The following is a 21,489-nucleotide window of genomic DNA, read 5'->3' on the forward strand; positions in this document are numbered from 1 at the left end:
CACCCGGTCGGGCACCGGACCGCCCGGCACCGAGCCGCCGACCACCGGGCCGCCCGACACCGGACCGTCGACCACCGGGCCGTCGGGCGCCGGTCCCCCGAGGACCGGACCGTCGAAGACCGGCCCCCACTCGCGCGCCAGCTCCACCGCCAGCTCCATGTTGGCCGCGGCGGCGTCGACGGTGCGCCGACCGTGCCCGCACGCGGCGGCGATCCCGGCGATCGGCCCGCCCAGGGCGTCCGCGGTCAGCGCGAGCGCCCGGCGGGTGGCGCCGGGGTGGGCCTCGGCGACCGCGCCGACGATGACGTCGACCCCGCGCCGCAGCCGCCGCAGCGGGGCGTAGAACACCGGGTCGATCGGCGGGGCGCTGTCGCCGCAGGCGACCGGCAGGTGCACGGTCGGCATCGGCAGCCGCCGCTCGGCGAGCACGTCGGCGAGCCCGTTGAGGAACTCCACCGGCGGCTCCAGGTCGGCGGGCGCGAACACCGGCGCGTGCTCCAGGTCGCCGTAGCACAGGTGCAGCACCCAGGGGACGTGCGGCGCGGCGCCGAGCACCCCGGCGACCTGCCGGGACAGCTCGTGGGTCAGCTCCGGCCAGTGCGACGGCGGCGTCCGGTGGTAGGACACCAGCACGGCCGGGGTCTCCAGCTGGAGCTGCACGCGGTCGCCCCACCGCGCGGCGACCCGGGCGACCTCGCCCACGACGGCCGCCTGCACGACCGGCATCCACTCGCGGGCCGCCTCCGGCCCGAACGCGAACACCGCCAGGTCCAGGGCGTTGGGGATGCCGACCTGGAAGCGCAGCGGACCGCCGGCGTCGACCGCCTCCAGCGCGGCGGACGCGGCGGCGGCCTGCTCCAGCCTGCCGAAGGCCACGTCGTCGGGGGCGAGCCGGTGGCCGGGGCGCACCCGGTAGCACGGCATGTCGTGGTAGCCCCGGCTCTCGCCGCCGCGCACCCGGTCGAGCGCGGGCACGGAGGCGAGGTCGTGGGTGAGCCACTCGATGATCCAGCGCGGGTCGCGGTCGTACGGCAGGGCGGTCAGCGCCGCCCCGCCACCGTGCCGCAGGACCCAGCCCATCGCGGTGGCGGGGTCGTCGCACAGCGGGCGCGGCAGCGAGCCGACGAGGTGCACGGGCAGGGGGCGGGGCGTCCAGCGGGAGCGCGCGGGGGGTGGCATGACGGTTCTCTCCAGGCGTGTCGGGCAGCCGCCGGGGCGGCGAAGTCGGAGCGGCGAAGTCGGAGCGGCGAAGTCGGGGCCGCCGACCGGTGCGCGGGCGCGTCACCGGCGGGGGCGGCGCGCGGGATCGCCGCGTCAGGCCGCCCTGTGGCCACCGGGGATTCTGCCGACGCGCGCACCTGCACGTCCACTTAGGATGATCAATTACACCCGCCGCGACCGATCCTCCACGCGAACGTGTGAACCCGCGCACCGGCCTGGACCCGGTGCGCGGGGGCGCGGCTCAGGAGTTGCGCAGGAAGCGGTCCAGGACGCGGACGCCGAACTGGAGGGCGTCGACCGGCACGCGCTCGTCCACGCCGTGGAACAGCGCGGAGAAGTCCAGGTCGGCGGGCAGGCGCAGCGGGGCGAAACCGAAGTTGCGGATGCCGAGCTGCTGGAACGACTTGGCGTCCGTGCCGCCGGACAGCATGTAGGGCAGCACCCTGGCGCCCGGGTCCTCGGCGGTGATCGAGGCGGTCATCGCGTCGACCAGCGCGCCGTCGAACGTCGTCTCCACGGCGGGCAGGCCCAGCCACTCGCGCTCGACGTCCGGGCCGAGCAGCTCGGCCAGCTCGCGGTCGAACGCCTCCTCGCGGCCGGGCAGGATGCGGCAGTCCACGGTGGCCTCGGCGGACGACGGGATGACGTTCGTCTTGTACCCGGCGGACAGCATGGTCGGGTTGGCGGTGTCGCGCAGCGTCGCCCCGATCATCCGCGACAGCGCGCCGAGCTTGCCGACCGCGCCCTCGACGTCGTCGTCCGGGAAGTCCAGGCCGGTGATCTCCGACACCCCGTCGAGGAACTCCCGCACCGACGGCCGGATGACGATCGGGAACCGGTGCTGCCCGAGCTTCGCCACCGCCTCGGCGAGCTTCGTCACGGCGTTGTCGCGGTGCAGCATCGACCCGTGGCCCGCGGTGCCCTTCACCCGCAGCTTGAGCCAGTGCACGCCCTTCTCGGCGGTCTCCACCAGGTACGCCCGGACGTCGTCCTTCAGCGTGATGGAGAACCCGCCGACCTCGCTGATGGCCTCCGTGACGCCCTCGAACAGCTCGGGCTTGTTCTCCACGAGCCACTTGGCGCCGAACAGCCCGCCCGCCTCCTCGTCGGCCAGGAAGGCGAACACGATGTCGCGGGGCGGCACGATCCCGTCCCGCTTGAGCCGGCGGGCGATCGCCAGCGTCATGCCCACCATGTCCTTCATGTCGACCGCGCCGCGGCCCCACACGTACCCGTCCTGCACCGCCCCGGAGAACGGGTGCACCGACCACTCGGAGGCGTCGGCGGGCACCACGTCGAGGTGCCCGTGCACCAGCAGCGCGCCGCGCGAGCGGTCCGCGCCCTCCAGCCGGGCGAAGACGTTGCCCCGGCCCTTGGCCCCGGACTCGACGTAGGTCGTCTCGTAGCCGACCTCGGCCAGCTTCTCGGCGACCCACTCGGCCGCGGCCCGCTCACCCACCAGGGTCGAGGCGTCGCCGGTGTTGGTCGTGTCGATCCTGATCAGCTCACTGGTGAGGGACACGACCTCGTCCTGCGCCAGCCGCAACCCCGCCACGTCATCCACGTTGCTCACGCGCCCTTCCTACCACCTGGTAGGCCGATCGGTGGGAGCCGTGCGCGCTTTCGCCGGCTCCGGGGTCCGGGCCGCGGGGGCGGCGGGGTCAGGGCGCGGCGTTCATCAGGTCCACGGCGCTGTGCTGGCGGGCCGCGTCGCTGAACCGGAACGGCCCGGCCCACGGCTGGTCGTAGGAGTCGGCGCCGGAGCGGTCCCGGGCGTGGGCCGTGTCGGCCTGGCGCTTCAGGTAGGCGCTGTAGGGGCGGTCGGGCAGGGCCCGGTCGAGCTGTCCCAGGCCGCGCGCGTAGGCGCCCTTGAAGGACGGCACGTCGCCGCCGCCCCCGTCGTCGAAGAGGACGCCGCCGGGGTTGAGGACGGCGCTGGTGGTGGAGGCGTCGGCCAGGGCGCGGGCCCGCGCGAGGTACGCCTGGTCGCCGGTGGCGCGGTGCAGCTCGGTCAGCGCGGCCAGCGGCACGCCCTGGTTGTAGCTCCACGGCGTCTGGCCGTTGTTGCGGCACGTGGACGTGGTGAGGCCGTCGTTGACCAGGTTCGAGCCGTTGATCATCCCGCTGGCCTCGAACCACCGCCAGCCGTCCCGGGCGCGCCGCACGTGGGTGGTGTCGCCGGGCAGCCGGTTGTGCAGGGCGGCGTTGAGCTGGACGTACAGGGAGTTGGCGATGGCGTTCTTGTAGGTCCGGCTCGACGTCCACCAGATGCCGCCGCCGCACGTGGCGTCCCAGAAGCGCTGGACGTGCTCCGCGCCCGCGCGGGCGGTGTCGAGGTAGCGGCGCTCGCCGGTCAGGTCGTAGGCGGCGATCCACGCCAGGCCCCACCACGCGACGTCGTCGTTGTACTCGTTGACGAAGTCGCCCTGCCAGGCGGTGCGGTTGAGGTCGTAGGTGCGGGCGATGGCGTAGCGGTAGCTGCCCATGCCGCTGACCCGGGCGTTGTCGATGACCGCGGTCAGCGCGTTGGCCGAGTTCCACCAGCCGGTGGTGTCGAACAGGCCGGTGCCCCGGTTGTACCGCTGCATCAGCGCGGTGGCGGCGGCGGTGCGGCGGTCGCCCGCGTTCCAGGTGGTGCGGTACCAGCCGGTGCACGCGATGCCCGACGACCCGGCCGGCTGGCCGCAGGCGCGCAGCAGGCCGACGCCCTGGTTGTTCCAGTCGTCCACGTTGTGCATGAGCGTGCGCCAGCCGCCGCGGCCGGCCGGGACGGTGGTCGCGCCGACCTTGGGCTCCCAGGTCGCGCCGGCGTCGAAGGAGCGGTCCAGCCAGACCGCGTCGCCCTGGCCGCCGCCGGAGATCACCGCCCAGCCCATCGTCTCCGTGCTGTCGAAGCGCAGCGACACCTGGCGGGTGCCGGCGGGCGTGCTCTGGGCGACCCGCTCCCCCGCCGAGAGGGCCGGGTCGCGCGCGTCGCAGTGCAGGTTGCAGACGATGGCGAGGGCGGTCGGCGGCGGTGCCGCGGCCGGTCGGGTCGGCGACCGGTGCGCGCTCGGCGGCAGGGCGGGGTCGCGGGTGTCGCAGTAGGCGTCGCAGGCGGGTGCCGGGGGCGAACCCGGGGGCGGGGCCGGGTCGGGCGCCGGGACGGTGACGAGGGACAGGAGCAGGGACGCGAGAACGACGTTGTTCAGCACGGGCACCTCACCGCAGGGAGTGTGAGAACGCTCTCACAGCGAGGCTAGGAGTGGCCGCGACGAACCGTCAACACCGCCGGCCCTGACAAGCCGGACAGAACGGGTACCCCCGGACGGCGCAGGAGGAGGACGACCGTGCGACGCACCTGTGCGGCACTCGCCGCCGCGGCACTCGGGGCCGCCCTGGTCACCGGGACCGCCGGGGACACCGCCGTCAGCGGGGACACCGCCGTCACCAGGGACACCAGGGACACCAGGGACACCGCGGCGGAGCCGGCCGTGCGCGTGCTGGCGCTGGGCGACTCGATCACCGACGGCTTCTCCGTCCCCGGTGGCTACCGCACCGGCCTGTGGCGGCGGCTGGTCGCGGACGGGCACGCGGTCGACTTCGTCGGGGGGCTGTCCAACGGGCCGGCCGAGCTGGGTGACGGCGACCATGAGGGCCACTCGGGGTGGCGGATCGACCAGCTCCACGCGAACGCCGCCGACCTGGTGCGCGCCGCCGCGCCCCGCACCGTGCTGCTGCACATCGGCACGAACGACGTGGGCCAGGGCGTCGACCCGGCGAACGCGCCCGCCCGGCTGTCCGCGCTCCTCGACCGGATCAGGACCGCCGAGCCGGCCGCCGAGGTGTTCGTCGCCCGGATCGTCCCGGTGGACAACCCGGTGCTGGAGGCCCGGGTGCGGGCGTTCAACGCCGCGCTGCCGGCCGTCGTCGCGGAGAAGGGCGCCCGGACGCACCTTGTGGACATGCACACCGGTTTCACCACCGCCGACCTCGTCGACCGCGTGCACCCGACCGGGACCGGCTACGACGAGATGGCCGCGCGCTGGTACGCGGCGCTGAGGTCCGTGCCCGGCAGCCTCACCGCGCCGACCACCCTGCCGACCACCCTGCCGACCACGCCCGTCACGCGTCGCCGGGCGCGCCGCGCAGCGCGGCGGTCGCCTCGGTGATGATCTCCCGCATCGCCTGCTCGGCCGCCGCCGGGTCGCCCGACTGCACGGCCTGGGCCACGTCCGCGTGCAGGCGGACGGCGGCCGGGTTGGGGCGCTCGGGCATGAGGCCGTGGTGGGTGCGGCCGATGAGCACCTCCGAGACGACGCCGGTCAGCGCGGCGAGCATGTCGTTGCCGGACGCGGCCAGCAGGGTGCGGTGGAACAGCAGGTCCGCCTCCAGGTAGGCGGCCAGGTCGCCCGCCTTGCCGTGCACGGACATGCCCACCACCGCGCGGGTCAGGTCGCCGCACTGCTCCGGGGTCGCCCGCAGCGCGGCCAGCGACGCCGCGACCGGCTCCACGCCGGCGCGCAGCTCGCCCAGCGACGCGAGCTGGGGTTCGCGGTCCCCGCCCGCCAGCCGCCAGCGGATGATGCGCGGGTCGAACAGGTTCCAGCCGGAGCGGTCGGCGACCGTCACGCCGACCCGGCGGCGGGTGGTCAGCAGGCCCATCGACTCCAGCACCCGGACCACCTCGCGGATCACCGGCCGGGACACCTCGCTGCGCGCGGCCAGGTCGTCGATGCGCAGCACGTCGCCGGGCGCGATCGCACCGGACGTGATCAGCGCGCCCAGCTCGTCCAGCACCGTCTCGTGCAGGCCCGGTTTGGATGGCTCGGAGGTCCCCACGAGCCGGAATCCTCTCATGATTGGCGGCCCACAGGGCGCTGACACGATAAAGAACAGGTTTTCAGGCTCGATACGTTGTAAAAGTCAGATTAATGGTTCACGCTGTGCGGCACGAGGAAAGGGGCAGCCGTGCCGCAGCTGATCGTGGTCATGGGCGTGTCGGGATCGGGCAAGACCACCACGGGCACGGCGCTCGCCCGGCGGCTGCGCGTCGCCTTCGCCGACGCCGACGACTTCCACCCGCTGGCCAACATCGCCAAGATGTCCGCCGGCGTGCCGCTGGACGACGAGGACCGCGCGCCGTGGCTGAGCGCCATCGGCGACTGGCTCGCCGCCCACCGCGACGTCGGCGGCGTGGTCACCTGCTCCGCGCTGAAGCGGGCGTTCCGCGACGGGCTGCGCGCCGCCGCGCCGGCGGTCCGCTTCGTCCACCTCTCCGGCGACCCCGACGTGGTGCGCGCACGGGTCGCCGCCCGGCCGGACCACTTCATGCCTGCCACGCTGGTGGCGTCGCAGTTCGCCGCCCTGGAACCACTCGAACCGGACGAGCCCGGCATCGTGCTCGACCTGGACCAGCCCGTCGACGCCCTCGTCGACGCGTGCCTCACCGCCGAGGAAGACGACCTGACATGACCATCGCCATGGACACCCTGTCCGCCGGGCGGCTCGTGCCCGCCGCCGTCGTGGGCATCGCCCTGCTCGTCCTGCTGATCACCCGGTTCAAGCTCAACCCGTTCCTCGGGCTCACCGTGTCGTCCCTCGTGGTGGCCGCCATCGCGGGCCTGCCCATGGACGCGGCCGTCGCGAGCTTCACGAAGGGGTTCGGCGACACCGCCGCCGGCGTGGGCACGCTGATCGCGCTGGGCGCGATGATCGGCAAGCTGCTGGCCGACTCGGGCGGCGCGGACGCCCTGGTGGACACCATCGTCGGCCGCTCCAGCACCCGCTCCCTGCCGTGGGCGATGGCCGTCGTGGGCGCGCTGATCGGCCTGCCGATGTTCTTCGAGATCGGCCTCGTGCTGATCATGCCGGTGATCCTGCTGGTGTCGCGGCGGTCCGGCATGTCGCTGATCCGCCTGGGCATCCCGGCGCTGGCCGGCCTGTCCGCGATGCACGGCCTCGTGCCGCCGCACCCCGGCCCGCTGGTCGCGGTGACCGCGCTGAACGCCGACCTGGGCATCACGCTGGCCTTCGGCGTGCTGATCGCCGTCCCGACCATCGCCGTCGCCGGCCCGCTGTTCGCCCGCTACGCCGCGCGCTGGGTCGACGTGCCCGCGCCCGACCTGTTCGAGGGCGAGGACCGCGACGAGTCGAAGCCCCGGCCGTCGTTCGCCGTCACGCTGGCCACCGTGCTGCTGCCCGTGGTGCTGATGATGGGCAAGGCGCTGGCGGACATCGTGGCCGACAAGGGCAACCCGGTCCGGTCGGTGCTGGACTTCCTCGGCACGCCGGTCATCGCGCTGCTGATCGCGGTGATCGTCTCCATGGTCACGCTGGGCCGCGGCGCGCGGATGTCCGGCCGCGAGGTCGCCAAGAGCGTCGAGTCGGGACTGCCGCCCATCGCGGGCATCCTGCTCATCGTGGCCGCCGGCGGCGGTTTCAAGCAGACGCTGATCGACACCGGCATCGGCAAGCTCATCGCCGGGTGGGTCGCGGGCAGCGGCCTGTCGGTCCTGCTGCTGGCGTGGATCGTGGCCGTCCTGATCCGCCTGGCGACCGGGTCGGCGACCGTCGCCACGGTCACCGCGTCCGGCATCCTCGCGCCGCTGGTCACGACGCTGAGCACGGGCGAGACGTCGCTGCTGGTGCTCGCGATCGGCGCCGGGTCGCTGTTCTTCTCGCACGTCAACGACGCGGGCTTCTGGCTCGTCAAGGGCTACTTCGGCCTGACCGTCGGGCAGAACGTGAAGACGTGGTCGATCATGGAGACGTTGATCTCCGTGGTGGGCCTGGTGCTGGTGCTGCTGCTCGACCTGGTCGTCTAGGACCGGGCCTTACCCCGTTCGAGTCACGTGCGGTCGATCGCCGACGTTCCGCGACGATCACCGCATATCGTCCGACTCGTGGTGACGGGGCACGCACGGCCGCTGGAGTCGTGGCGGGCACGGGTCCGGAGCCCCGGGGGTGAGGTGCTCGGCGCCGGGGTCCTGCTCGGCGACCGGCACGTGCTCACCTGCGCCCACGTCCTGACGGGCGCGGACGGGCACCCGGGCGTCGACCTCGTCGGCCCGCGCGGGTGGCTGGTGCGCCGGGCGCGGCCCGTGCCGGGGTGCGTCGTGCCGCCGATGGCCGACCAGCGCGGCGACGTCGCCCTCCTCGAACTCGACGAACCGGTACCGCCCGGCTCGGGCACCACGCTGCGCCGGGCCGCGGTGAGCTGGAACCGGCCGGTGCGCGCCTTCGGCTTCCCGGGCTCCCTGGTGGACGGCGTCTGGACGCAGCTCACCCTGGCCGGCGAGGCGGGTCCGGGCCGGGAGTGGATCCAGCTGAACCTCCAGCCCGGCTGGCCGCCGGTGCGCACCGGGTTCAGCGGCGCCGGGGTGGCCGCGGTCGACACCGGCGAGGTGCTGGGCGTGGTGGTGAGCACCCTGGGCCCCACCACCGGCGTGTCGTGGATGCTGCCCGTGGAGACGATCCTCGCGCACGTGGAGCGGGTCGAGCGGTGGACGGTCGGCGACCGCGGCGTGGACCCGCACTTCAGCGAACCCTCCGCCGAGCGGGTGGACGTGCCCACCACCCGGCACGTGGTCGCGTGGCTGTCCGACGCGCGCCGGACGATGCCGCTGCTCCTCGTCGGCGCCGACCTGGCCGCGCTGAGCCGGGTGGTCCTGCTGGCCAGCCGCGAGCTGGGGCCCTCCGCGGTGGGCGGCGGCGTCGCCCCGCAGGGCACCGTGCCGCCGCTGGGCAGCGTCGACCTGGCGGTGGACGCCACGGGCAGGACGGCCGACGAGGTGACCAAGCGGGTGGTCGAGCGCGCCGCGGTGCGCGCCGACGCCGGGTCCCGGCTCCCGCCGATGACGGTGGTCATCGGCGCGGTGGACGACGCGGGCGACCCCGAGGCGGTGGTCGAGCGGGTCGCCGTCCCCCTGGTGCGCGACGGGACCAGGGTGATCCTGGCCTTCACCCGCGACAGCTCGCCCGCGCTGGACGCGGCCCGGCGGTGGCGCTCCGGGCTGCACCGGGAGCGGCTGGGCGTGCTCGCCGAGCGCATCGCCGGGCTGGACGCCGCGGAACGGGCCGCCGCCGCGCTGTGCGCGAGGGTCGCGCCGGCCGGCCTCGTGGTCCCCCACCGCGCGTCGCGGATGCGCTTCACGCTGTCCGCGCTGCGCCGCGCCCCCGAGGACGAGGCGGCGGTGGTGGACCTGGAGCACCGGGTGGAGCGGGCCGCGCGGTTGGCGGGCGAGGCGAGGGCGTGGCTCGACGCCGCCCTGACCGAGGTGCGCGGGCTGGGCGGCGGCAACGGGCGGGGCGGGTTGCTGTCGGCGCACAAGGCCCGCGCGGTGGGTGCCGGGCTCGCCGAGGACCTGGCGCTCAGCGGGCTCTACCGGACGGCCTTCGAGGTCCTCACGACCCCGCCGGTCGACCCGGCCGCCGCGGCCGCCGCCGTCGACGCCTACGGGCGCGCGGTGCAGGACCGGCTCGACGGTACCGACGACGAGGAGGACGGCGCATGACGGCGTGCGCCCACCCGGCCTGCCCGGGAGCGGTGGAGGACAGCGGCTTCTGCGACACCTGCGGGCGGCAGGCGCCACCGCCGTCGGCCCGCACCTCGTCGTTATCGGCGGCGGCGCCGTTATCGGCGGCGACGTCGTCGGCGTCGGCTCGGCAGAGCGGGCGGGAGAACTACCTGTCGCTGCCCGTCTTCGCGTTGACCGAACCGTCGAGCCGGCTGCCGCGCAACCCCGACGTGCCCACCAGCGGCCGGGCCTGCGGCCACGACGGCTGCACGGCCGAGATCGGCGTCGGCTACGCGGGGCAGCCCGCGCGGGCGGAGGGGTTCTGCCCGACCTGCGGGCACCCGTACTCCTTCCTGCCCAGCCTGCACGAGGGCGACCTGGTCGCCGACCAGTACCGGGTGCTCGGGCCGCTCGCGCACGGCGGCATGGGCTGGGTGTACCTCGCGCAGGACACCCGCCTGGACGACAACCTGGTCGTCCTGAAGGGCGTGATCAACGAGGGCGACAGCGCGCTGGCCGAGGCCGAGCGCCGGGCGCTGACCGCGATGGACCACCCGAACGTCGTGCGCATCTACAACTTCGTCACCCACCCCGACCGGCGCACCGGCCGGCCGCGCGAGTACATCGTGATGGAGTTCGTCGACGGCCGGGTGCTCAACGAGGTCAAGCTGGGCGCGCACGCGGGTGCGCAGCCGCTGGGCGAGCAGCTGCGGGTCGAGCACGTCATCACCATGGGGCGGCAGGTCCTGGAGGCGCTCGACCACCTGCACCGCCGCGGCCTCGTCTACTGCGACATGAAGCCGAACAACGTGATCCTCTCCCCCGGCAGCACCGGCGACGGCCTGGAGAGCCGGGTCAAGGTGATCGACCTGGGCGCGGTGCGCCGCATCGGCGACAAGGGCCCCGGGATCATCGGCACGCGGCCCTACCAGGTCACCGGCGAGGAGATCGCGCGGCGCGGCGTCACGGTGCAGTCGGACCTGCACACGCTGGGCGTCACGCTGCGGCAGCTCTACCAGGCCACGGTCGACCACGTCGAGCTGCTCGGCGCCCCCGGGTCGCCGGTCGCGGCCGGGGTCGGGTCGTTCCTGCGCGTGCTGGCGCGCGCCGCGCACCCCGACGCCGACCGCCGGTTCGCCTCCGCCCGCGAGATGTCCGACCAGCTCGGCGGCGTGCTGCTGGAGATCGCCTCGCTGCGCGACGGCAAGGACCGCGCGGTGCTCTCGCCGCTGTTCGCGCCGACGGCGGCCCTGCTGGACGCCGACCTCGGCGCCGTGCCGCCGCTGGAGCGCTGGACCGACGCGGTGACCGCCCCGGAGCTGCCCACGCCGAAGGACGTCGCGCTCGGGCTGCCCCCGGTGCGCCCGGTCTCCGCCGACCCCGCTCTCGAACTGGTCGCCGACGCGCCGGACCCGGCCCGGGTGCTCGACCTGCTGCGCGACGACGACGACCCCTCCCCCGACGTGCTGCTGCTGCGCTGCCGCGCGCTCCTGGGGCTGGACCGCCACGACGAGGCCGCGCGCTGCCTGGCCGACCTCCGGTCGCCGGGCCCGACGACCGACTGGCGGGTGGTGTGGCACTGCGGGCTGCTGCACCTGGCCCGCGGCCGCGTCCGGGCGGCGCGGCGCCACTTCGACGCGGTGTTCGCCGACCTGCCCGGCGAGGTCGCGCCCAAGCTGGCGCTGGCGCTGTGCGCCGAGCGCGAGGGCGACGCGGTGGTGGCCCGCCGCTGGTACACGGCGGTGTGGCGGCGGGACCGGTCGCAGGCCGCGGCGGCGTTCGGCCTGGCCAGGTTGCTGCTGCGCGACGGCGACCGGCCGGGCGCGGTCGCCGTGCTCGACGAGATGCCCACCGTGTCGCGGCACCACGACGCGGCGCGGATCGCGGCGGTCGACGTCCTGTGCGGGCCGGGTGCCTCGGCGGGCGAGCTGGAGCAGGCGGTCGAGCGGCTGGAGCGGCTGCGCCTGGACCGCGACGCGGCCGACCGGCTGGGCGCGGTGGTCCTCGACGCGGCGCTGCGCTGGCGGCGCTCGACCGCGCACGCGGAGATCGACGGCGGCGGGCTGTTCGGCCGGTCGCCGTCGGAGCGGGCGCTGCGGTCGGCGCTGGCGAAGGGCTACCGCCGCCTGGCCAGGCAGGCGCGGTCCGCCGACGAGCACGGGGTGCTGGTGGACCTGGCCAACGGCACCCGACCCCGGACGACGTTGTGACCCGGAGGACACCGTGACAGGGAGTCGCATGAACACCCCCGCCGGCTTCGGCGTCGCCGTGAGCCAGAACGAGTACCTGTCGCACGGCGACACCGACATGCACGCCATCGTCACCGTCACGGCCACCGGCCTGCGTTCGGCCGACCGACCCGTCCCGGCCGCGGCCGAGGTGATCGCGATCGACTGCTCCGGCTCGATGGACGCGCCGCCCACCAAGATCGCCGCGGCCCGGCGCGCGACCTGCGCGGCGCTGGACGTGCTGCGCGACGGCGTGCTGTTCGCCGTGGTCAAGGGCACGCACCACGCCGAGGTGGTCTACCCCCGGGAGGCGGGGCTGGCGGTGGCCGACGAACGGACCAGGGCCGAGGCCAAGGCCCGGGTGAACGGGCTGATCAGCGACGGCGGCACCGCGATGAGCACGTGGCTGGCCCTGGCGGCGCGCCTGGTCGAACCCCACCGGAAGCTGATCCGGCACGCCATCCTGCTCACCGACGGCCACAACGGCGAGCCGCGCGAGGTGCTCGACTCGGCGCTCGCGCGCTGCGCGGACGCGTTCGTGTGCGACGTGCGCGGCATCGGCGCCGACTGGTCGCCGCAGGAGGTGCGGCGGATCGCGGAGGTGCTGCACGGCGACGTGGACGCGGTGCGCCGCCCGGCCGACCTGCCCGCCGACTTCACCGGTCTGATGGAGTCGGCGATGGGCAAGGCCGTCGCGGACCTCGAACTGCGCGTCAAGCCGATGCCGTTCGCGCGCCTGCGCCAGGTCAAGCAGGTGCTGCCCACCGAGGTGGACCTGACCGGCCGGGGCACGCGGCTCGACGACGGCACGGTGCGCTTCCCCACCGGCAACTGGGGCGAGGAGACGCGCGCGTTCCACGTGTGGCTGGAGGTGGACACCGACGAGCTGGCGGTGGGCGAGTCGCGGCAGGCGGCCCGGGTGGTCCTCGCCGCGGACTCCGCCGAGGTGCCGTCCGGGTCGGCGACGATCCGGGCGACCCGGACCGAGGACCCGCGGCTGTCCAGCCGGGTCGACCCCCACGTCGGCCACTACACCGACGAGGGGGAGCTGGGCGAGCACATCGACGCGGGCTGCGAGGCCTACGACGCGAACGACCTGCCGCGCGCCGCCGAGCGGTGGGGCCGGGCCGTCGCGCTGGCCACGCGGCTGGGCAACCAGGACTCGCTGCGGCGGCTGCTGCGGCTGGTGGAGGTCGACGGCGACCCGGCCGACGGGCGGGTGCGGGTGCGGCCCGACCTCGTCGCCGAGGACATCCTCTGGGCGGGGATGAGCTCCACCCGGTCCAGCGCCGCGCCCAGTCGGGGTGCGGTCGGGGTGGCGGTCACGGGCCCGGACCGGCGGTGCCCGGAGTGCTCGTACGTGTCACCGCCGACCGCGCGGTTCTGCGGTCGGTGCGGCCACCGGCTGGTGGAGCCGTGAGCGCGGCCCGGCCCGGCACCACCCGGCGCGGCACCACCCGGCGCGGCACCCGTCAGCGCAGCACCACCCGGCGCACCCTGCTGGGCCTGCTGACCGGCGTGGTGCTCGCGGCGCTCGTGGTGACCGGCGCCTCGTGGGCGGTGGGCGCCGACGTGCGGGCCACCGCCGACTCGGTGCGCGACCGCAACGCCGCCGCGGTGCTGGAGACCGCCACCGCGAGGGCGGCGCTCGCGCAGGCCGACCGCGCGGCGGTGGAGAGCTTCACCGGCGCCGAGCACGTGCTGAGCGGGCCCGGCGACCGGTACCGCGACCGGATCGCGCTGGCCGGCCAGTACCTCGCGCAGATCGCCGAGGACAACACCGCGGGCGTGGTCGTCAGCAGGCGGTTGCAGCTCGTGGAGGGGCTGCTGGTCTCCTACAACGCCGCGATCGGCCAGGCGGACGTGCAGCTGCGGCAGCCCGGCGGCGAGGCACTGGGCGCGGCGGACCTCTGGCGCGCCTCGCAGCTGCTGCACGCCGAGGGGAAGGGCGTCCTGGCCCAGCTCGACGTGCTGATGGCGGACCAGCGGCGCGCGCTGGACGCCCGACTGGCCGAGAGCGCCACGACGCCGTGGCGGACCGCGTCGTGGCTGGTCCCCTCGCTCGTCCTGCTCGGGCTGCTGGTGGCCACCCAGGTGTTCCTGGTCCGCCGGTTCCGGCGCCTGGTCAACCCGCTGCTCGTGCTGGCCACGGCCATCGCGCTGGGTCTCGTGGCCCTGCCCGCGGTCGGCCTGGCGACCCAGTCGCAGGTGACGCGGTCGGTGGAGGCGCTGGACCTGCTCGTCGAGCGGTGGCAGCGGCACACGACCGAGACCGGGGCGAGCGCCCGGCGGGAGCTGCTCGCACTGGTGGGCGGGCACTGCGGCACGGTGCCGGCGGGGTGCGGCGACACCGTGGACCGGGCCCGCCTGGCCCTGGGCCCGCCCGGCGGCGGGTCGTCGACCGACGAGCGCGAGCTGACCGAGGAGGCGGAGTTGATCAACGCCGAACTGGCGGACGCCGCGGACGAGGGCGGCCTGATGCCCCTCGTGCCGGTCGGCGGGGCCGCCGTGGTCCTGTCGGCGCTGCTCGGCCTCCTGGGCCGGCTGGAGGAGTACAGGTACCGCGTCCGATGAGGCTCCTGGTGGTGATCCTGCTGCTGAGCGCGGGCCTGACCGGGTGCGCGACCTCGGCGGCCCCCGAGCAGGTGGTGGTCCTGGGCCCGTGGACCGGCGAGACCGACGTGGCGCGGTTCGAGGAGGTGCTGGCGGCGTTCGAGCGCACGAGCGGCGTCGAGGTCGAGTACATCGGCGCCACCGCCCCCGACCAGGTGCTGCGGGCGGACGTGCAGAAGGGCACACCGCCGCACGTGGCGGTGCTGCCCAGCCCGAACGACCTGGCCGGCTACGTGCCCTACCTGACGCCGCTGGACGGGGCCCGTGCCGACGAGTACCCCCGGCGGTGGACGGAACTGGAGCAGCTGGGCCAGGACCGGCGGTACGCGGTGGTGGTGAAGGCGGACCTCAAGAGCATGCTCTGGCACGCCGCCGACGCCCCGCCGGACCCGCCGCCGACGACGAAGGCCGGGCTGCTCGCCCTCACCGGCGCGGAGACCGCCGCCGGGCGCGCCGCCTGGTGCCTGCGGGTGGCCGCGCAGACCAACGCCGGGTGGCCCGGCACCGACTGGGTCGAGGACGTCCTGCTGCACGAGGCGGGACCCGACGTGTACCGCAGGTGGGCGGCGGCGGAGCAGCCGTGGAACGAGGGGCCCGTGCGGCAGGCATGGCAGACGTGGGGCGAGCTGATCGGCGGCGGCACGACGGTGCGCGGCGGCCTGCGCGCGGCGCTGCTGACGGACTTCGACGACCCGTCCAAGCCGCTGGTCGACAGCCCGCGCGGGTGCCGGCTGGACCACCAGGCGTCCTACGTGACCGGCCTGTACGGGGAGGCCGCGGACTTCGTGCCGTTCCCGTCCCTCGGCGCGGCGGAGCCGGCGTCGGAGGTCTCGGCCGACCTCGCGGGCCTGTTCCGCGACACGGCGGAGGCCGGCGCGCTGATGGACTTCCTGGCCTCGGCGGAGGCGCAGCGCATCTGGCCGGCCCGGGGCGGGGCGTACTCGGTGAACACGCGGGTCGACGAGGCGGCGTACCGCAGCGACGTGGAACGGCGGGTCGCGCGCGTGCTGACCTCGGAGGGCCGGTTGTGCTTCGACGCGTCGGACCTGATGCCCGCGCCGCTGCGCACCGCGTTCCAGCGGGCCGTGCTGCGCTACCTCGACGACCCGAGCGGCCTCCAGGCCGTGCTGGACGACCTGGAGGCGGTCCGCGCGCAGGTGGCCGGCGAGGGGCTCGTCCGGCTCGACCTGCCCTGCTAGAAGTTCCCCGTGCGGTGGTTGCCCAGGGTCACCAGGCGCGGTGGGGCGGGGGTCGCGCTCCCGGTGGCGATCACGGCGAGGACGAGGGTGTTGTCGCGCCCCAGGACGCCGCGCGGCAGCACGAAGTCGCGTTGCGGGGACAGGTCGCCGAGGTACTGGCCCACGTTCCAGCCGTTGAGGTAGACCAGCACGCGGTGGCCGCGCGCCTCGGCGAAGCGCAGGCCGAGCGACGCGTCGTGGTCGCGCGGCAGGTCCAGCCGGAACGCCGTGCGGTACCAGGAGACGCCGGGGCCGACCGAGGCGGGCGGTCGCCGCCAGTCGCCGGGCGCGTCGGGCAGGTGCCGGTCGCCGGACGGGTCGGGAAGGTACCGGTCGGGCGCGTCGGGCGGGTAGCGGTCGGGCGGGTCGGGCAGGTGCCAGCCGGACAGCTCGCCGTGCAGGCCGCCGGTGTTGAGAGGGCCCCGCTCGTCCATCCCGCGCGACCCCCTGACCTGCCACGAGATCGGCCCCGAACCGCCCTCCACCACCACGCCGAACAGGCCGCGCGGCTGCTTGAAGCGGGTGTCGTCGGCGGTCCAGTCGTCGTTGTGGCCCATGTTCTCCACCAGCACGGTGAGGGTGGCGCGGTCGCCCGGCGCGAGCAGGCCGGGCGGCACGGCGAAGTCGCCCCGGCCCGGGTCGGGGTTGACCGGCTCCGCGTCGGACTCGGTGCCGCCGGCGGCCGACCCGAGGTAGTGGCCGTCGAGCCACACCAGGTAGACGCCGCGCCGCCCGGTGATGGCGTTGACGGCCACCGACGCCTCCGCGCCGGTCGCGGTGAACGAGCCCCGGTACCAGACCGCGCCGTTGTGGTGGCCGTACTCGTCGGAGTACAGCACCGGGAGGGTCTTGGGCTTGATCGGGCTGGCCGTGGTGGTCTTGTCCGCGGTCGTCCAGCCCGTTCCCGCGCCCGGCGGTTCGGGCCGGTACCGCCAGGACGTCAGCGCGGGCAGCTCCACCGGCTGCGGTCCCGCCAGGCGCGCGACCAGCGACCCGCTCCCCGTGCGCCGCGCGGGCACCGACCGGCCGCCGACCGACAGGCGCGACACCGGGGCGAACACCTCCACGTCGCCCGCCCGGTCGGTGTCGGCGCGCAGGTGCAGCCGGTCGCCGCGCACCTCCGCCGACCGGACCAGCCCGGTGCCGCGCACCAGGACCGGCCCGGCGGGCGTGGGCAGCCGCCAGAACTCCGCCACCGCCTCGTCGGTGCCGAGCAGCAGCAGCGCGGGCGGCCGGCCGCCGCCGGTCACCAGCACGCGGGCCAGCCCGGTGTGCGCGTAGTCCAGCCGCAGGTCACCGCCCGCGTACGACGACCGCACGTCGCCCGCCAGCACCCGCACGGACGGCGCGGACGCGTACCGCAGCACGGTCGAGCCGGGCTCCCCCTCGCGCCCGTAGAGCACGGCCACGTCCCGGCCGCCGTCGTCCACGTGGGTCAGGATCTCCGACGACGACCACACGAGCCGCTGGCCGCCCAGGTCGTACCCGGCGACGAGCACCTTCGCGTCCCGCCCGGAGAGGCTCACCGGCACGTCGTAGCGGCCGTCGGGGGTCGTCCAGGCCAGCGTCGTCGACACGTCGGCGGACGTGCGGCGGTCGGCGTGGCGCACCAGCGCGAACTGCGTGCCGGTGTCCGGGTTCGCGCGGGCCTGCGTCGCGATCGCCGGGTCGGCGGGCGCGGGCGCGTCGGTCGGATCGGTCCTGGTCAGCGGCGCGACCGTGGAGGCGAAGTAGCCCTGCCGCTTGAACTCGTCGTACTTCGGCGTGAGGTTGCGGGCCTCGGTGATGGCCGCGCCGTAGTCGTAGGAGGTGTAGACGTCGTTCGGCTGCGGCAGCCAGCCCCACGACGTGCCGCCGAACGTCATGTAGTAGCCGAACATCGTCGCGCCGCTGCCGACGAGGTTCGACTTGTAGAACACCTTCATGTAGTCCGGGCCGGTCAGCTCGCGGCACGCGTCGTAGCCGGCGTCGTGCAGGTCGATGGCCCCGGCCTGGTACTCCGCCGCGTACACCGGGGCGTCCTCGCGCAGCCGGCGCGTGACGCCGTCGGACTCGCCCCAGGTGCCCGGCGCGCGGCAGTCGAAGCCGACCGGGTAGTCGTCCACGCCCGGGACCTGCACCGCGCCCCGGCCCGACGCCCAGTTCGCCAGGTACCCGCCGCAGCAGTTGTTGTGCACGATCGGCACGTCGACGCCCGCCGCCCGCGCCCGCTCCTGGAGGTCGACCATGTACTCCGGGTCGACGTTGACCGCGTACTCGTTCTCCACGTTGTAGGCGATCACCGAGCCGCCGCGGGTGACCTGGTGCCGGGCCAGGACCGGGTTGATCCGGTCGAGCCACTCGCGGTACGCGCGGGTGTAGCCGGGGTCGCTGGACCGCGCGCGGCCGTCCACGGTCTTGAGCCACGCCGGGAACCCGCCGCCGGTCGTCTCGGCGTTGATGTACGGGCCGGGGCGGGCCACCACGTAGAGGCCCAGCTCGTCGGCCATGCGCAGCAGCCGGTCGACGTCGCGCACGCCGGTGAAGTCGTACACGCCGGGCGCGGGCGAGTGGTAGCCCCAGTGGAAGTACAGCGAGACGCCGTTGAAGCCGGCGGCGCGGATCTTCTCCAGCACGTCGCGCCACAGCTCCTGGCTGGGCAGCCGGAAGTAGTGGAACTCGCCCGCCCACAGCAGGACCCGCCGCCCGTCGACGGTCAGGGAGTACCGGTCGTAGCCCACCTCGTGCCGCTCGATGCCCGCCGTGCGCGGCCCGCGCGGCCCAGCGGCGTCGACGGGGGTGGCGAGTGAACCGAACAGCACCAGCAGAACCGCCAAGAGCCTCATCGCACTCCCCGTCCGGTAAGCGCTTTCCGGCTCGATCGTGTCGGTCCGCCCGGTGCCGCGCAAGGGGTGCCCGCCGTTCGACGGCGCGTTCGACGGACCTGGTCCCCCGGAGGCGTCCTAGCCCTCGAACGCGTCCTGGACCAGCTGCACGAGGGGGCCGACCAGGTCGGCGAAGAACTCCCGCACCGCCGGCACGAAGATGATCACCGCGATCAGCAGTGCCACGTACGGCGCCACGCCGCCCTTGCGCTTCTTCGCCATGCCCACCCCCTGGTGCGTCGACTCCCCCAGCATCGCACGCCGCTCAGGTGACCAGCGTCGCCGGGCCGAGCCCGAGCACCCCGTCGTCGAGGGGCACGCACCGCACCCCGCCCCGCCGGCGCAGCCCCCGGAACGCGCCCGGCGCGATCACCGCGTCCATCCAGGCGCACGGGTTCGCCGGGCGGCCCACCTCGAACCGCACCGGGCCGTCGCCCGAGTCGAGGGTGAACACGTCGTGTCGGGCGAGCGCGTCCACGTCGAACCCGCGCAGCACGACGTTGCGCCGCACGACCAGCGGGCTCGGCGCGGCGGTCAGGCCGAGGTCGGCCGCGACGGCCTCCAGCGACTCGACGGCGAACACCGTGACGGCGGCCCGCCGGTGCGCGGGGTGGTTGAAGTAGCGGTCGCCGACCAGGCCGAGGCCCGCCCGGACCACGACCCGATCGCGGGAGACGGGCTCCGGATCGGGTCGCGGCCCGTCGGCGGGCCGGCCCTCGTAGGCGTGCACCGGTGACACGTGCAGCGCCACGACCTCTACTGCCGTGCTCACGGCGGGCGTGCTCACGAGGGGCTTGCTCAGCGCTCCCCGAGCTGCCACTCGGGCCGCACGTAGTGGCAGGTGTACCCGTTGGGGTAGCGCTCCAGGTAGTCCTGGTGCTCCGGCTCGGCCTCCCAGAAGTCACCGGCCTGGGTCACCTCGGTCACCACCGGGGCCGGCCACTTGCCCGAGGCGTCCACGTCGGCGATGGTCGCCTCCGCGACCTCCTTCTGCGCCTCGCCGTCGTAGAAGATCGCCGAGCGGTAGCTGAGGCCGATGTCGTTGCCCTGCCGGTTGCGCGTCGTCGGGTCGTGGACCTGGAAGAAGAACTCCAGGACCTGCCGGTAGCTCAATTGCTCGGGGTCGAAGACGATCTCGATGGCCTCGGCGTGGGTGCCGTGGTTGCGGTAGGTCGCGTTGGGGACGTCACCCCCCGTGTACCCCACCCTGGTGGAGATGACGCCGGGGTGGCGGCGGAACAGGTCTTGCATGCCCCAGAAACACCCGCCCGCGAGGACGGCCTTCTCGCTCGCAGTGGCCACGTGGTCGCTCCGCTCCTCGGTCTCGTTCGTACCTGACCAGGTCAACGCTCCCACGTCCCCGGGTCATCCCCGAACCGGGTGTGATCCACACCCGGTTCGCCCCCTATACCGCCCGGCGCGGAATCGGCAACGGCCGGAGGTCGGGTTCCGGGCGACCGGCCGCCGCTATCACCCGTTCGGCTCGCGACCGAACAGGGTGGTCCGTCCGCGATGCCGCCCCCCAACGGGCTACCGCACGCCAAGGTGATGGTGCAGCGGGACGAGTCCAGGACCCGCCGGGGGGATTAACCGCCGCGTTCGCCGGGCACCTGCCGGGTGGACGCGCGACACGCGCGCCCGAGGTCGGCACGACCGGGCACGCGGCCCTCCAGCGCACCACCGGCCGGGCGCGGCCGGGAGCGACGAGCGGAGGAGGTGCTGATCCACCCGGTCACGTGATCCGTACTCCTCGACGGGATCTCCACCCCCGAGAGGCGTCCGGTCCCCGTAGGACGTGCACCGGGACGCAGGTCCCGCGGAAGGAGAGGACATCGCGCCGGTTCCCGCCGGTGCCGCGAAACCCGTGCCGCTAGGAGGCTTTCGTTGCCTGCCGTGACCGCCTACGGGCTCGACTACTCCGCACGCGAGCTGTCGCCCGCCGAGATCGACGACTACAACCGACGCACACCGAACCAGCCGATCAGCTTCCTGATCAGGTACATCGGCTACCCCGGCAACCGCAAGTGCATCTCCGCCTACCCCGGCGCGCTGCGGGCGCACGAGGCCGGCGGGCGGGTCGTGCTGCTGGTGCACCAGATCGGCTACACCGACTTCCACGGCGGCCGGGCCGCCGGCCGGGCGCACGCGAACACGGCGTGGGCCGACGCGAGGGCGCAGGGCTACCCCGACACCAGACCGATCTTCTTCGCCTTCGACCGGTGGCTGTCGGGCAACCCGCAGGCGGGGCCGCTGACGCTCGGGCAGGTGTGGGACTACCTCCAGGGCGCCATCGACGTGCTCGGCTTCGACCGGGTGGGCCTGTACGGCTTCTTCGACGTGGTCCACCCGGCGGTGCGCGAGGGGCGCGTGCGCTGGACGTGGCTGTGCGGCGCGGAGTCGAACGTGATCGACGGGGTGTCGTTCTACCAGTGGAACAACGGCCGGGTGTACCCCGGTGGGCTGGAGTGCGACCTCAACAAGGCGTACGTGGACCTGTCGACCCTTGGAGGAGAAGACATGAACGTGTGGGACCTGGTCGGGTTCCGGCCCAACCGCAACCAGAACCTGTGGGACGGGTTGGAGCAGATCCAGCAGAACCAGGCGGTGCACACCGAACTGCTGGCGGCGATCGTGAACGACCCGGACATCACGCCCGAGGCGCTGGACGCCGTCGTGGACAAGGCGGTGGCCAAGCACACGCCGACGGCGGAGCAGGTGGCGCTGACGCAGCTGCCGCACCTCCAGGCCGCCGTGCGCGAGGTGCTCGGCGAGGGGTCCGAGGACAAGGCCGACGAGATCGTCGTCAAGCTGGTCCAGCGGCTGACCG

Annotated in this window: 16 protein-coding genes and 1 pseudogene; 9 read left to right on the top strand and 8 right to left on the bottom strand. The window is 74.7% G+C overall.

Translation table 11 applies throughout. From position 1 onward, the window contains the following. The 3 genes and pseudogenes from ACR807_RS32810 to ACR807_RS32820 form a co-directional block, all read right to left on the bottom strand. Positions 1–1,179: pseudogene (locus tag ACR807_RS32810) on the bottom strand (hypothetical protein); the annotation flags it as partial. A 283-nt stretch (positions 1,180–1,462) separates the two neighbouring features. After that, on the bottom strand, positions 1,463–2,785 hold the full coding sequence (locus ACR807_RS32815) for a M20/M25/M40 family metallo-hydrolase (RefSeq protein WP_438925369.1): 1,323 nt from the start codon (positions 2,783–2,785) through the stop codon (positions 1,463–1,465). Between the two features lie 97 nt (positions 2,786–2,882). Beyond that, a complete protein-coding gene (locus tag ACR807_RS32820; protein ID WP_438925355.1) occupies positions 2,883–4,415 on the bottom strand; it encodes a glycoside hydrolase family 76 protein in 1,533 nt (510 codons plus the stop codon). A 135-nt stretch (positions 4,416–4,550) separates the two neighbouring features. Here ACR807_RS32820 and ACR807_RS32825 point away from each other — a divergent pair, with 135 nt between their 5' ends. After that, the gene (locus tag ACR807_RS32825; protein ID WP_438925356.1) at positions 4,551–5,372 is read left to right on the top strand and encodes an SGNH/GDSL hydrolase family protein; all 822 of its coding nucleotides are present in this window, start codon (positions 4,551–4,553) and stop codon (positions 5,370–5,372) included. On the opposite strand, the gene ACR807_RS32830 is transcribed toward ACR807_RS32825, so the two are convergent. Continuing rightward, positions 5,326–6,060 carry a FadR/GntR family transcriptional regulator gene (locus ACR807_RS32830; protein WP_438925357.1) on the bottom strand — a complete coding sequence of 245 codons (735 nt, stop codon included), beginning with the start codon at positions 6,058–6,060 and terminating at the stop codon, positions 5,326–5,328. The two genes, ACR807_RS32825 and ACR807_RS32830, sit on opposite strands and share 47 nt — an antisense overlap. Before the next feature lie 111 nt (positions 6,061–6,171). Here ACR807_RS32830 and ACR807_RS32835 point away from each other — a divergent pair, with 111 nt between their 5' ends. From ACR807_RS32835 to ACR807_RS32865, 7 genes are all read left to right on the top strand, one after another. Continuing rightward, positions 6,172–6,675, top strand: a complete 504-nt coding sequence (locus ACR807_RS32835; protein WP_438925358.1) for a gluconokinase — start codon at positions 6,172–6,174, stop codon at positions 6,673–6,675. Then, a complete protein-coding gene (locus tag ACR807_RS32840; RefSeq protein ID WP_438925359.1) occupies positions 6,672–8,027 on the top strand; it encodes a GntP family permease in 1,356 nt (451 codons plus the stop codon). Before ACR807_RS32835 ends, ACR807_RS32840 begins: the two co-directional genes overlap by 4 nt. Positions 8,028–8,105: 78 nt before the next feature. Further along, entirely contained in the window at positions 8,106–9,716 is a 1,611-nt protein-coding gene (locus tag ACR807_RS32845) for a S1 family peptidase (protein WP_438925360.1), read from the top strand. After that, entirely contained in the window at positions 9,713–11,929 is a 2,217-nt protein-coding gene (locus ACR807_RS32850; protein ID WP_438925361.1) for a serine/threonine-protein kinase, read from the top strand. Before ACR807_RS32845 ends, ACR807_RS32850 begins: the two co-directional genes overlap by 4 nt. Positions 11,930–11,957: 28 nt before the next feature. Continuing rightward, on the top strand, positions 11,958–13,367 hold the full coding sequence (locus tag ACR807_RS32855) for a vWA domain-containing protein (RefSeq protein WP_438925362.1): 1,410 nt from the start codon (positions 11,958–11,960) through the stop codon (positions 13,365–13,367). Continuing rightward, positions 13,364–14,521 (top strand): GlnX family signal transduction membrane protein, encoded by a 1,158-nt coding sequence (locus ACR807_RS32860; protein WP_438925363.1) that lies wholly within the window; start codon positions 13,364–13,366, stop codon positions 14,519–14,521. Before ACR807_RS32855 ends, ACR807_RS32860 begins: the two co-directional genes overlap by 4 nt. Continuing rightward, a complete protein-coding gene (locus tag ACR807_RS32865) occupies positions 14,518–15,759 on the top strand; it encodes a carbohydrate ABC transporter substrate-binding protein (RefSeq protein ID WP_438925364.1) in 1,242 nt (413 codons plus the stop codon). Before ACR807_RS32860 ends, ACR807_RS32865 begins: the two co-directional genes overlap by 4 nt. Here the strand turns inward: ACR807_RS32865 and ACR807_RS32870 are convergent. From ACR807_RS32870 to msrA, 4 genes are all read right to left on the bottom strand, one after another. Beyond that, the gene (locus ACR807_RS32870; RefSeq protein WP_438925365.1) at positions 15,756–18,623 is read right to left on the bottom strand and encodes a beta-galactosidase; all 2,868 of its coding nucleotides are present in this window, start codon (positions 18,621–18,623) and stop codon (positions 15,756–15,758) included. The two genes, ACR807_RS32865 and ACR807_RS32870, sit on opposite strands and share 4 nt — an antisense overlap. A gap of 117 nt (positions 18,624–18,740) precedes the next feature. After that, a complete protein-coding gene (locus ACR807_RS32875) occupies positions 18,741–18,917 on the bottom strand; it encodes a hypothetical protein (protein WP_438925366.1) in 177 nt (58 codons plus the stop codon). 10 nt (positions 18,918–18,927) lie between these two features. After that, positions 18,928–19,434 carry an MOSC domain-containing protein gene (locus ACR807_RS32880; protein WP_438925367.1) on the bottom strand — a complete coding sequence of 169 codons (507 nt, stop codon included), beginning with the start codon at positions 19,432–19,434 and terminating at the stop codon, positions 18,928–18,930. A 26-nt stretch (positions 19,435–19,460) separates the two neighbouring features. Continuing rightward, on the bottom strand, positions 19,461–19,964 hold the full coding sequence (gene msrA / locus ACR807_RS32885; RefSeq protein WP_438925368.1) for a peptide-methionine (S)-S-oxide reductase MsrA: 504 nt from the start codon (positions 19,962–19,964) through the stop codon (positions 19,461–19,463). Between the two features lie 591 nt (positions 19,965–20,555). Here msrA and ACR807_RS32890 point away from each other — a divergent pair. Then, positions 20,556–21,489: glycoside hydrolase domain-containing protein (locus ACR807_RS32890; protein WP_438925370.1), on the top strand; the 934-nt coding region annotated here is incomplete at its 3' end.

It is taken from the genome of Saccharothrix sabaoui (assembly GCF_051756985.1).
Classification (GTDB): Bacteria; Actinomycetota; Actinomycetes; order Mycobacteriales; family Pseudonocardiaceae; genus Actinosynnema.